General features: G+C 68.4%; 14 protein-coding genes and 1 tRNA gene. All 15 read left to right on the forward strand.

Annotated features, from left to right (window positions below; translation table 11 throughout):
- The first annotated feature begins 45 nt into the window (after positions 1-45).
- The 15 genes from ACIHAD_RS12590 (at position 46) to ACIHAD_RS12660 (ending at position 11,167) form a co-directional block, all read left to right on the forward strand.
- The gene (locus ACIHAD_RS12590; RefSeq protein ID WP_397354469.1) at positions 46-879 is read left to right on the forward strand and encodes a hypothetical protein; all 834 of its coding nucleotides are present in this window, start codon (positions 46-48) and stop codon (positions 877-879) included.
- On the forward strand, positions 786-1,850 hold the full coding sequence (locus ACIHAD_RS12595; RefSeq protein WP_397354470.1) for a Mu transposase domain-containing protein: 1,065 nt from the start codon (positions 786-788) through the stop codon (positions 1,848-1,850). Before ACIHAD_RS12590 ends, ACIHAD_RS12595 begins: the two co-directional genes overlap by 94 nt.
- Before the next feature lie 45 nt (positions 1,851-1,895).
- Complete coding sequence (locus ACIHAD_RS12600) at positions 1,896-2,159, forward strand: hypothetical protein (RefSeq protein ID WP_397354471.1); 264 nt, start codon at positions 1,896-1,898, stop codon at positions 2,157-2,159.
- 87 nt (positions 2,160-2,246) lie between these two features.
- Positions 2,247-3,092, forward strand: coding sequence for an IS21-like element helper ATPase IstB (istB, locus tag ACIHAD_RS12605; protein ID WP_397354472.1), 846 nt, complete (start codon positions 2,247-2,249; stop codon positions 3,090-3,092).
- On the forward strand, positions 3,089-3,532 hold the full coding sequence (locus ACIHAD_RS12610; protein ID WP_397354473.1) for a hypothetical protein: 444 nt from the start codon (positions 3,089-3,091) through the stop codon (positions 3,530-3,532). The genes istB and ACIHAD_RS12610 overlap by 4 nt, the downstream gene beginning before the upstream one ends.
- A gap of 76 nt (positions 3,533-3,608) precedes the next feature.
- Complete coding sequence (locus tag ACIHAD_RS12615) at positions 3,609-3,938, forward strand: hypothetical protein (RefSeq protein ID WP_397354474.1); 330 nt, start codon at positions 3,609-3,611, stop codon at positions 3,936-3,938.
- Positions 3,939-4,099: 161 nt separating this feature from the next.
- Entirely contained in the window at positions 4,100-5,164 is a 1,065-nt protein-coding gene (locus tag ACIHAD_RS12620; protein WP_397354475.1) for a ParB/RepB/Spo0J family partition protein, read from the forward strand.
- A 150-nt stretch (positions 5,165-5,314) separates the two neighbouring features.
- Positions 5,315-5,746 carry a hypothetical protein gene (locus ACIHAD_RS12625; protein ID WP_397354476.1) on the forward strand — a complete coding sequence of 144 codons (432 nt, stop codon included), beginning with the start codon at positions 5,315-5,317 and terminating at the stop codon, positions 5,744-5,746.
- A 14-nt stretch (positions 5,747-5,760) separates the two neighbouring features.
- A tRNA-OTHER gene (locus ACIHAD_RS12630) sits at positions 5,761-5,850 on the forward strand.
- Positions 5,851-5,874: 24 nt separating this feature from the next.
- Entirely contained in the window at positions 5,875-7,329 is a 1,455-nt protein-coding gene (locus ACIHAD_RS12635) for a hypothetical protein (protein WP_397354477.1), read from the forward strand.
- Positions 7,296-8,072 carry a ParB N-terminal domain-containing protein gene (locus tag ACIHAD_RS12640; protein ID WP_397354478.1) on the forward strand — a complete coding sequence of 259 codons (777 nt, stop codon included), beginning with the start codon at positions 7,296-7,298 and terminating at the stop codon, positions 8,070-8,072. Before ACIHAD_RS12635 ends, ACIHAD_RS12640 begins: the two co-directional genes overlap by 34 nt.
- A gap of 131 nt (positions 8,073-8,203) precedes the next feature.
- The gene (locus ACIHAD_RS12645; protein ID WP_397354479.1) at positions 8,204-8,782 is read left to right on the forward strand and encodes a hypothetical protein; all 579 of its coding nucleotides are present in this window, start codon (positions 8,204-8,206) and stop codon (positions 8,780-8,782) included.
- A gap of 155 nt (positions 8,783-8,937) precedes the next feature.
- Positions 8,938-10,515: a terminase large subunit domain-containing protein gene (locus ACIHAD_RS12650; RefSeq protein WP_397354480.1), complete on the forward strand. Its 1,578-nt coding sequence runs from the start codon at positions 8,938-8,940 to the stop codon at positions 10,513-10,515.
- An 11-nt stretch (positions 10,516-10,526) separates the two neighbouring features.
- Positions 10,527-10,754, forward strand: coding sequence for a hypothetical protein (locus ACIHAD_RS12655; protein WP_397354481.1), 228 nt, complete (start codon positions 10,527-10,529; stop codon positions 10,752-10,754).
- 158 nt (positions 10,755-10,912) lie between these two features.
- Complete coding sequence (locus ACIHAD_RS12660) at positions 10,913-11,167, forward strand: hypothetical protein (RefSeq protein WP_397354482.1); 255 nt, start codon at positions 10,913-10,915, stop codon at positions 11,165-11,167.
- The last annotated feature ends 393 nt before the right edge of the window (positions 11,168-11,560 follow it).

Below are 11,560 nucleotides of genomic sequence, written 5' to 3' on the forward strand. Positions count from 1 at the left end.
GTCGTTCAGAAGCAGGGCGAGTGACGACAGGCAATCGGACGGCTGTTGCTGCGCGCCGCCTTATCGGCGGCGAGCGGCGCGCAGCAACAGCTTCAAAGCTGTTCCGGCGTGTCGGCTTGCTTGGTGCAGAGAAGCAGCTTGAAGTTCAAGGGCTGGGTCCTGGACCGGTGGGTGAAGGAGTTCACCGGCGGCCGCCCCTACGACCACGTGGTGGGTTTCGAGCTGGGCGAGCTCGGCAGGATGATGGCCGACCAGGCGCAGCTCGGCATGCCCGGCCGCAACCCGGTCTACCCGCTGATCGAATGGGGCTGGCACCGTGAAGACGCCGAGGCGTACATTCGCGAGCACCTCAAAACCGAGTGGATCAAGAGCGCCTGCACCTTCTGCCCTTATGCCCTGACCAGCGAAGCAGGCAGGGTCCGCACCATCCCCCGCTACATCGCCGACCCCGATCAGGCGATGCTGCCGCTCCTCATGGAGCACACCGCGGTCGCGCTGAACCCGCGCCAGGGCCTCGCCGGCGGGAAGCGGCTGGTCGACCTCCTGGCCGCCGCCCCGGATTCCGGGCCGCTGCTGCGCCAGTTCGCCGAGTACCTGGACGGCCAGCGGTGGGCGGTGATGACGCTCTGTGAAGATCCTCAGTCCTGCTCGTTGAATTTCCCCAGCTTGGGTGTGTCGTTGCCGGAGATCGTTCCGGTTGGTGAGGGGCTCCCTCGACGCTTCGGATGTCTGAAGTCCGTTGGCGTCGAGGGAGCTCACAACGAATGCTCACACAGGGGGAAGACGTGGAAGCGCAGGCATTGCGCGGCCGGGGGTGGTCGATCTCGGCGATCGCCCGGCATCTGGGCCGGGATCGTAAGACCATCCGGGCTTATCTGAGCGGGGAGCGGGTGCCAGGGCAGCGTAAGCCGGCGGGGCCGGACGGCTTCGCGGTGTTCGAGGAGTACTGCCGGGTCCGGTTCCGGCAGGATCCGCATCTGCAGGCGACCACGCTGCTGGAAGAGCTCGAGGGGCTGGGGTTCGGTGGTGGGTATTCGTCGCTGACGCGGGCGATCCGGGTGCGGGGGCTGCGGCCGCACTGCGAGCCGTGTCATCAGGGCAAGGGCCGAGACGTCGCGGTCATCGATCACGAGCCCGGGGCGGAGACTCAGTGGGATTGGGTCCACCTGCCAGACCCGCCCAAGCACTGGGGGTGGCGGCGGGAGGCATATCTGCTGGTCGGGTCGTTGCCGTATTCAGGCCGATGGCGGGGGTGGCTGTCAGCCTCGCAGGACCAGCCGCATCTGATCGAGGGCCTGCACCAGATCGCTGAGCGGCTGGGCGGGCTGACACTGGGGTGGCGCTTCGACCGGATGTCAACGGTGTTCGACCATCAGACCCAGGACATCTCCGCCTCGTTCGCGCAGGTCGCGAAGTATTACGGGGTGTCGGCGGTGGTGTGTCCGCCCAGGCGGGGGCAGCGCAAGGGATCGGTGGAAAAGTCTAACGACATGGCCGCCCAGCGATGGTGGCGGACCCTGGCGGACGACCTCACGCCGGAGCGGGCCCAGGCGTCCCTGGACGCCTGGTGCCAGCGGACCGCTGACCTGCGGGTCCGGTGGGCCGGCGGGATCAAGCAGAACGTGGCGACGTTCGCCCAGGCCGAGCCACTGTCGTCGTTGCCGGCTCCGTTCCCGGCGGTCCTGGCGGTGACCCGGACGGTGTCGCCGCAGGCGCTGGTGTCCTTCGACGGGAACCTCTACTCCGTCCCGCCCGGCCATCGCGGCCAGGACGTCACCGTCAGCCGAGTGCTGGGCGCCGAGGTCGCCGACATCACCTCGGCTGCGGGCAACACCCTGGCCCGGCATTGACTCGAACCCAAGGGCGCTCACGCGATCGTCTGTGCCGACGAACACGTGACCGCGTTGGAGAAGGCGGTCCTGTCCGCGTCCGGTGACACGCGCGGGCCCTGCAAGCGCAAGCAGCGGATCCCGCCGTCAGCCGAGGCGCTCGCCGAGGCCGAGCAGATCCGCGCCCGGGTGACGGGCCTTGCGGTGACCGATGAGGCAGGCCCGGTGGTCGACTTCGCGGCCTATGCCGCCGCCAGCCGCCCGATCTTGGCCGGTGACCTTGACAACGGCGGCCCGGTCGACATCGACCGGGCCGCTGCCGACAGCTGAACCACATCTCGAACTCGGGGCCGTTCGCCTGCCCGGCGGACGGGCCCGGGGGTCTGGGCGAACACCACCGAACAAGGGGGATTCTTCATGACCATCACCACTGACCCGACCGTCCCGCCCAGAACCTCGGCGCAGATCTATCAGCGGCTGCGCTCGCATCTGGCGTTCTTGAAGATGGGGGCGGCCGCCGAAGCGCTGTCCGGCGTGCTGGACGCCGCCCGCCAGGAGGGAACCTCTGAGCTGGAGGCAATCGAGCAGCTCCTGGCCATCGAGGTCGACGCGACCGAGAACCGGCAGCAGGCCTCACGACTGCATTTTGCGAACCTGCCCGCCCCGTGGGGTATCGACGACTACGACTTCTCCGCTCAGCCCGGCGTCGACGAAAAGTTGATCCGGGAGCTCGCGACCTTGCGCTTCCTCGACGACGCCGCGAACGTGATCCTCATCGGCCAGCCCGGCGTCGGCAAGACCATGCTGTCGATCTGCCTGGCCCGCGCCGCCGCCGAGGCCGGACACAAGGCCTACTTCACCACCTGTGAGGACCTGGTCCGCCGGCTGAAGAAAGCCGTCGCCGAACACCGCTTCCAAACGGGGCTGCGGTTCTTCGCCCAGCCCCGCCTCCTGGTGATCGACGAGTTCGGCTATCGCAAACTCGACGAGGACGGCCGGTCCCTGCTGTTCGAGGTCGTCAACACCCGATACTTGAAGGGCTCGATCATCACGACCAGTCACGTCGGCATCAACGGGTGGGCCGAGCGGCTCGGGGACCCGATGCTCGCGGCCGCGCTCATCGACCGGCTCCTGCACCGAGGGATCATCGTCGGTATCGACGGGCCGTCCTATCGGATGCGCTCCCACCAAGCCCGCGCCGACGCGCTGCGCAAAGCCGCCGCTCACGGCACCCCCGTCACCGGCAAAGCGGTCCGGTCATGACCCGGGCTAAAAAGACCCGCACTGCCACCCGCAAGTGCGCCACCTGCGGCGAGTCGTTCACCTGGACCAGCCGCAACCCCAAACGACGGTTCTGCGACCCGATCTGCAAGGCCCGCTGGTGGCGCGCGAGCAACAACGGCGGCCCCAGGACCCCGGCGACCGCGGGGCACCCAGACACCGTCACCGTCACGGCGTCCCCGAGTACGGCGAGTACGGCGGCTGACCACGTCAGTACGGACCATGTCGACACGGCCAGTACGGCGAACGCCGTCACGCAATCGTTCGACCCGTACGTCTCGGGCTACCGCACCGACCAGGCACCAAGCGGCGTCCAGAACTGCCCGAACTGCCACCAACCGGTCGCCGTCATCAACCTGCTCGTCGCACCCGCCGCAGCGTACGTCAACACGCCGTCACGATCCGTGACGAACCACAGCTAAAGCCGTACTGTACTGAACAACCAAGTGAGGATCTTCGGTGAGTACTCCTGAGGATCTTCGGAGAGCCTCATCAGCGGTGTACGAGGTGCGCCGCGCCTTCCGCGCCCGCGACGACGACATGATGAAGATGGCCAACGCGGTCCGCTCGGCCGTCCGCCTGGGTGGCGGCAACCGGGCGGAGGTCCTCGACGCGCTCACCGGCTACGCCCGCTCGCTCGGCGCGACGGTGGAATCCGACGGCGCCCACCGCCGGGTCTGGCTGCACCGCCGGAACCTGTATTACCCGTGCGTCGAGGCGACGCTGACCGTCGTCCCGGACGTCGTCCCCGACAAGATCGGGCCGGGGTTCGACGAGGCGTGGGCCGAGGGCCTCAAGGGGCCGAGACAGCTGGAGATCGCGGCGTGAGCCCGCCCGTGTGGAAGCGAGCCCGCGGGGGCTTCGAGGCGCCGGGCGGGGTGGACTTTCTGCAGGTCAATTCCCCGCCCCAGATGGATATCAAAAGAACAGTGTCATATGATTTAGATATAAGCAAAGCAGTTATGGCCCCTACCATGAAGGAGCGTCGGATGGCCCCCAGCACCGCGACCACCAAGGCGGCACCCGCGAAGGTCAGCCAGAAGACCATCGAGACCAGCCGGATCGACCGCGACCCCGGCCAGCCCCGCGAGTTCTTCGACCCCGACCAGCTCAACGAGCTGGCCGCCTCCATGCGGGAACTCGGCCAGCTCCAGCCGATCAGCGTCCGCTACATCCCCTCGACCAAGCGGTACACCCTCGTGATGGGCGAGCGACGCTGGCGAGCCGCCCAGATCGCCGAGCTGCCCGAGATGCACTGCCTCGTGCTGCACGGCATCGAGGAGGGCGACCCCGAGACCTTCGCCAAGGCCGTCGCCGAGAACGTCGGCAGGGTCGACATGACCCCCCTGGAGGAAGGCAAGGCATTCCAGAAGCTGATCGACCTCGGCTACACCATGGAGAAGGTCGCCACCGTCTGCGGCAAGTCCCTGAACTTCGTCGAGCTTCGCCTGGACCTGCTCAAGCTGACCGGCCCGATGCGCGAGGCGCTCGCCAAGGGCCACATCCCCGTGGGTCTCGCCTGGTACGTCGCCTGCCTGACCCCGGCCAACCAGGACCGGTTCCTCGTCCGCTTCACCCGCGGGGAGTTCCCCAACATCCGCGAGGCCGAGGCATTCGCCCAGGCGTGCCGGCGGGCCGAAGAGGACCAGGCCAGCCAGGGCAGCTTCTTCGTCCTGTCCGAAGACGCCCTTGAGGCGGCACAGATCGCGAGCGGCCACCAGGCCGCGCTGCTCGGCGAGCTCGACCTGCCCGAGTACAAGCGCGAGCAGCTCGTCATCGACCGGCGCAAGCTCGTCAGCAAGATCGAGCGGCTCGGCGCCGCGAGCGCCATCCTGGCCGAGATCGCCGCCATGGACCCCGCCGAGCTGGCGCTGCTGCTCGCCGGCGCCCCCGGCGGCCTGCCCGCCCAGCGGATGTGCATCGACCACCTCAAGGACCAGGCCGCCAAGGCCACCACGGCTCTGCGCCAGGCCGGCGCGGCGGCCGCCGTCCGCGCGGGCGCCCTGCAGATCTCCCCCGAGATCGCGGCCGGCGACGCCACCGCGGCCGCCTGAAACGCGGCCGGGAGCGGGCCCATTCCCGGCCCGCTCCCGGCCCGACCCCCCCACCACCACCACCGAAAGGACAATAGCCATAGCAAAAACAATTACCGCTAATTCGGCAAAACAAATGAGGTCGGTCAAACAATGGTTAGAATGGTCTTTATGGAACTGATAAAAGGTCGGCCGGTGATGTTGGCGACTAGCAGCTGGAAATCCTTCGACCCAGAACTCGGCGTCCCCATCCGCATCACCGTCGGTCACCCACGATTCGTCCGATACCCGTACGAGAAAGCAATGTCCCTCGCCCCGCACGAACTGTTCGCACCCCCCTACAAGGACATCGACGACATCCCCACCGAACGGTGGGTCTACAACAAGCGGCTCGTCGCCCACCAGGACGACATCCTGCGGGAACTCACCGAAATCGCCGCCAAATATCCCGGCAGAACCGGTGTCCTGCTCTGTTACGAAAACGTCAACGCAGGCGAGGCGTGCCACCGCCGCTGGGCCGCCGAATGGTTCCACACCAACTACGGCTGGGAGGTACCAGAAATCGGAGCGCAGTCAGGGCCGGCACAACTGCTAGCATTCTGACCGCTGCAACTGCACCGCAGATAGCTCAGCGGATAGAGCACCGCCCTTCGGCGTAAGCCGAAGACCTAAGGCGGAGGTCGAAGGTTCGAATCCTTCTCTGCGGTCTACGCACAACGGGAGGAAACCTCATGCCAGGATTCGCCGCCCCCGGAGTGCTCTTCGCGGGTAATTCCGCCGCCCCCGACAGGGCGTTCTACCGGTGCGTGTTCAACGCCCTCCCCAAAGACCGCTACACCCGTTACGTCGAGGTCGGCGTCGGGTCCTTCGCCGCGACGCTCGTCGCCGTCAACGCCGGCATCCCCCCGAGCGCCGTGGAAAGCAGCGACGTCACCCTCTACTCCTCCATCGTCGGAACCCTCCTGTCCGGAGGCGACCTGGAGACGCTCCGCATCACCCTGGACGGCGAACCCGTCGAACTACCCGACGCCGACCCCGTCGCCCAGGCCGCGCACCTGCTGTACGTCCACTGGCTGGCCCGCATGCAGGCCAAACCCGAAGTGGACTACTGGCAGAGTCTCGTCACCGACCTCGTGGACCGCGCCGATGAGCACCGCGCCCACCTGAGCCACTCGCTGCAGGGCCTCGTCGACCGCCTGCCCGGCATCAGCTTCCGCCCCCAGTGCATGTGGGACCACATCGCCCAGGTCGCCGACGACCCAGGAACGATCATCGTGGCGGCACCCCCGACGTACAAAAGTGGCTTCGAAAAGTTCTTCGACACCGGCGGCCGCATCGAATGGGCCGAGCCCACCTACAGCATCTTCGACCCCGAGACCGACATGCAGCGCCTGGCCGACGACATGGAAGGCAAGGCCGCGCTGCTGATGTTCCTGCAGGAGGACCGCACCGGCCAGGCCGCGCACCCCCGCCCCGTGTTCGCTCACCCGCTCGGCCCCGGCTCCTGCGCGTACGTCATCTCCAACCGGCCCGACGAGATCTTCACCTACACCGGCGGGCCGAAGGTGGCGCTCGGCGCTTCCCGCACCTACCAGCCCGCCCCGCTGCCGGTCATCCCGCCGGGCCACGAGGTCACCGAAGAGTCGACGATCCAGCTGATCCCCGTCAAGGGCGGCGAGTGCGACTACTACCGCAGCCTGTGGATGCACCGCCTGTCGGCCACGCCCGGCTCCTACAACCTGCTCGTCGCGATCGACGGCTACGCCGCCGGCGTCATCGGCTACGGCGCCGAAACCATGACCCGGCCCTTCCCACACGGCAAGAGCCGCTGGCAGTCGCACCTGCTGCTGCGGTTCGCGTTCGGCGCCCCCACCCTGAACTACCGCCTGACCCGCCTGATCACGATGATCGCGCTACGCCGCGACACCGCCAAGCAGGTGTTCACCGGCCAGTCCAGCATCCTGCTCGCCGCCTCCCACGGCCTGGTCACCGTCGAGATGACCCGCCACCCCGAGGTCAAGGGGCTGCGCGGCCTCATGACCCTGGAGAAGCGCGACACCCACCCCGACGGATACAAGCTGTCCTACCGCGCCGACTGGACCGACGACAGCATCGACGACATCCGTACCCGCTTCCTCACGAAGGAGAAGACATGGCGAAAGGCACGCCGTCAGCAGACCGCCTGAAAATCGGCGACGACCTGTGGGTCATGCAAGTAGAGATCACCTCCTTGCGCGAGCAGGACATCAACGCGCAGGTCATGCAGCCCCGCCACTTCGAGCGGCTCACTGAGAACATCCGCAACCGCGGAGCCCTGGAAAGCATGCCGTACTGCCACCAGCCTCACGGCGAAGGCCCCATTGAGGTCATCAGCGGGCACCACCGCTGCCGCGCCACCCGCGCCGCCGGCCTCTCACACGTCTGGGCCATCGTCGACATGCGCTCCATGCGACGCTCAGAGATCATCGCTAAGCAGATCGCACACAACGAGCTCCACGGCGAGACCGACCGCGACATCCTCGCCCACCTCGTCGCGCTGATCGACAACGTGGACGACCTGCTCGCCACCGGCCTCCCCGAAGACGCCCTGCCCACCGTCAACCCCGACGACACGAAACTGTCCATCCCCCATGGAGAGTTCGACTGGCGCATCGCCACCCTGATGTTCCTGCCCCGCCAGATGGCCGACTTCAAAGACGCCATCAAGTTCATCGACAACGCCACCGACCTCATCGGTGTCGCCGACGCCGAACAGTTCGAAGCGTTCTCCGCCGCCGTCTACGAGTTCGGCCGCTGCCGCGACATCCGCAACTTCACCACGATGGTCGCCCTCCTGACCGACCTCGCCCGCCGCGAAGTCGAACAAGCCCGCCTCGAAAGCGCCGACAGCGACACCGACACCGACAGTGAACCGGCCCTCGCCGGCTGAAATCCCACCTCCACCCCGGCACCCCCCACAGGCCCAGACCGCCCCCAGACACGCCCACCACCCCCCTCGCAGCCCCCGGGACACACCATCGGAACCGCCCACGCCGGAGCCCAACCTTCCCGAGGAGGCACATGACTACGTTCCAGCTCGACCCCACCGTGCCCCCCTGGGATCGTCAGCCAGGCGAAAGCGCGAAGAAATACGGACAGTTCGTCACCTACCGGGACCTCGGGCTCGTTCGCACGCTGACGAAAGCTGCGGAAAGGCTGACACTGTCCTACGGCCACACCCGTAACCTCGCCACCACCCACCTGTGGCAGCAACGGGTCGCCGCCTGGGACGCGCACAACACGCAGCAGTACCAGGCAATGCTCGAACAGGAGCGGCGACGGGCCGCTGAATCCGACGCCACGATCCTGCGCGCCATGACGGGTCTCGTCGGCCAGGCGCTGCCGAACATGCGGCCCGACAAGATGACGTGGGCTGAGTTCACCCGCCTCGCCGAGACCACCATGCGGCTACGCCGTCAGCTGTTCGGCGACCCGACCAGCACGATCGCGATCACCGGGCCGGGCGGCGCCGACCCGATGGCCGCACTGGTCACCCGCTTCGCCGAGCTGACACCCGAGCAGCGGCGGGTTGAGCTCGCCGCGCTGGCCGACCAGGTGGCGCGGCGCATCGAGGCGGTCGGCGACTTCGACGACGAGTGATCGCCACGGGGACGGCTGACGGCTCCAGTACCATGTGCCGCAGCCGCTGGTCGTGGGCCGGGCCCTTCCACAGAGGGGCTACATGTGTCCGCAGCGCTGTGCCGGCGACTGCCGCATCTGATCGCATGCGGGCCGATCCCCGGTAGCGTCCGCGCTTGAGCGGCCAGGACCTCACCGACCGGCTGGCCCACCTGGACGACGTCGATCTGTACCGGCAGCTCGCCGCCGCGTCGCAGGCCACCCGAGGCGACCTGCTCCGCACTCCGGTCTCGTTGGCTCGCGGCCTGGACGCGAACTTCCGGATGCGGCCGCACCTGCGGGTGATCGGCGAGGCGATGGCTGGTGTCGAGCGCGGCGACTACGACCGGCTGCTCATCGTGACCCCACCGCAGGTCGGGAAGTCGACGTCTGTCGCGGAGTGGGGCCCGTTCTGGTGGCTGGCCAAGCACCCCCAGGACAAGATCGCTGTCGCGTCGTACTCCGATGACCTGGCGTTGCGTCGCGGCAAGGTGATCCGTGACCTGGTCGACGAGCACGGCCACGAGTACGACCTGCAGGTCAAGCCAGGCTCCGGCGCGGCCAAGGACTGGGACCTCACCACCGGCGGTGGCGTCCGCTCCGTTGGCGTCGGGGCCGGCCTCACTGGGTTCAGCGTGAACCTGCTGGCCGTCGACGACCCGCACAAGGACCGCGCTGACGCCGAGTCCTCACGCATGCGGCAGGCCGTCCACGACTGGTACTCCAGCACGGCGCTCAAGCGGCTGCAGCCCGACCGCAACGCCGTAGTGATCATCCTGACGAGGTGGCACCCGGACGACCTCGCCGGCCGGCGCCTCGCCGAAGAAGGCAGCCTGGAGGAAGGCGGCCGCTGGAAAGTCGTGCACCTGCCGGCGATCGCCGACCCCAAGTTCGGCGCCGACCCGCTGGGCAGGCAGCCCGGCGACCCGTTGCCCCACCCGAAGATCCGCACACGGGACCGGGCGGCGCTGTTGGCCTGGTGGCACGACATGAAACGCACGTCGATCGTGCGGGACTGGCACGCGCTCGGGCAGGGTGACCCGCAGCCGGCCGAGGGCGCCCTGGTGTCGGAGGAGCTGCTGCGGCAGCTCCGCGACCGTGGGGAGAACGTCGAACCGCAGAAGGTCGCCGTGTCGGTCGACCCGTCGGGCGGCGGCCGCGACACCGCCGGCGTGGTGGGTGGGTTCCTCGGCGATGACGGCCGGGTGTGGATCACGCACGACTGGTCGGGCGTCATGTCGTCGACGGGGTGGTCCACTGCGGCGTGCAGGCTGGCGTACGAGACGAACGCGGGCGTGGTGTTCGTGGAGAGCAACTACGGCGGCGACATGTGCGAGCTGGCGATACGCACCTCGTGGGAGGCGCTGCAGCGCGACGGGGAGATCCCGGAGCGGAAGCTGCCGCCGCTGGTGAAGTCGGTCCGCGCCAAGCAGGGCAAAGTCTTGCGGGCTGAGCCGATCGCGCAGCAGATGATCCTGGACAAGGTGCGGTTGCGTGGGGTGCACACTGACCTCGAACGGGAGTGGGCGACGTGGATGCCGACCGACCCGGACTCGCCCGGCCGGATCGACGCGTCGGTGTACCTGGTGTATGGGCTGTTGCCGATGCCGAACAGCGGGACGGCGATCCACGCGCCATTGCCGCAACGCCCGACCTCGACCGGGCCGGGCCCGGCGGCCGGCTACACGCGGAGTTTCGGCAGTGGCGGACGGTAGGCGGGGGCGTCGTGGAGGGGGAGGGCCAGGCCGTCGCCGAGGTGGCCATGGTGGGCGGCCCCGCCGACGGTGAGCTCGCCGTGGTCGAGCTGGCGGGGGACGCGGGTGTGCCGCCGTCGGTGCGTGACGTCCTGGTGGGTGCGGGGGAGCAGGGTACGCCGGTACGGCATCGGTACCGGTTGAAGGTCGGCCCGGCGGGCGGGTCGTGGGTCTACCAGTACGCGGGTGCAGCGGTGTAGTCGCAGACCGTCGACGCCCCACCCGAGCGGGAAGTGGCGGTGAACTGCGAAAACTTCGGTAATTCTCGCCCCACACTGCACTATAGAAATGATAGTTTTCTATGATATAGATATAACAAAAACCACCACCCCACCACCACCCCGCCACGGAGGCCCGCATGACCGCCATCACCGCCACCGCCCCCCTCGTGATCGCCACCGAGGGCCACGAGATCACGAAGGACGAAGCGACCTTCAACGCGATGATGGCCAGCACGTGGGCGCTCCTGGAGGACGCCGCCCTCACCCCCGATGAGTGGGAGTTCATCGAGGGCCTCGCGCAAGGTAGCCGCGGGGAAGGTGAGCTGCTCCTGAGCCTGCTCGCCAAGGTCCACGCGGCGGGCGGCGTCGCAGAGGTCCGGAGCGCCCTGTAGTCCGCGGCCCGCAGATGCCCCGCGCTCCTCGGAAGCGGGGCGTCGCGTATGCCGGGAACCGCGCGGCCGGCATGATCTCACACCTCACCCTGCAGGGCGGCCCCGTGGCGGACGCCAGGCGCTGCAGGGTGGGTGCTCACCGCCGGAGGGTGGGCCGCCCCTCGCGACCGGCGGAGGACTCCGGCCCCGGCCGGGAGGGGCCATCGGCTTCGGGCACGGGGGTAGCACCGCGGTGCTGCAGACGCACGGTGATCAGCCGGACGACGGCGGCGGCCAGGCTGACGCAACTGGCGATCACCGGAATCCACTCGGGGACGTGATGCATGATCGGCTCCTGCATGGTGAGTTCGGAAAGGACGGGCTGGCCAGCCGAGACCAGCGTCCGGCCGCCCC

Source organism: Nonomuraea sp. NPDC052265, assembly GCF_044547985.1.
Classification (GTDB): domain Bacteria; phylum Actinomycetota; class Actinomycetes; order Streptosporangiales; family Streptosporangiaceae; genus Nonomuraea.

Bases quoted from the DNA above. Each gene is read 5' to 3' on its own strand.
- istB (WP_397354472.1), top strand. From the start codon at position 2,247: ATGACCATCACCACTGACCCGACCGTCCCGCCCAGAACCTCGGCGCAG.
- ACIHAD_RS12660 (WP_397354482.1), top strand. From the start codon at position 10,913: ATGACCGCCATCACCGCCACCGCCCCCCTCGTGATCGCCACCGAGGGC.
- ACIHAD_RS12635 (WP_397354477.1), top strand. From the start codon at position 5,875: ATGCCAGGATTCGCCGCCCCCGGAGTGCTCTTCGCGGGTAATTCCGCC.
- ACIHAD_RS12610 (WP_397354473.1), top strand. From the start codon at position 3,089: ATGACCCGGGCTAAAAAGACCCGCACTGCCACCCGCAAGTGCGCCACC.
- ACIHAD_RS12640 (WP_397354478.1), top strand. From the start codon at position 7,296: ATGGCGAAAGGCACGCCGTCAGCAGACCGCCTGAAAATCGGCGACGAC.
- ACIHAD_RS12625 (WP_397354476.1), top strand. From the start codon at position 5,315: ATGGAACTGATAAAAGGTCGGCCGGTGATGTTGGCGACTAGCAGCTGG.
- ACIHAD_RS12620 (WP_397354475.1), top strand. From the start codon at position 4,100: ATGGCCCCCAGCACCGCGACCACCAAGGCGGCACCCGCGAAGGTCAGC.
- ACIHAD_RS12645 (WP_397354479.1), top strand. From the start codon at position 8,204: ATGACTACGTTCCAGCTCGACCCCACCGTGCCCCCCTGGGATCGTCAG.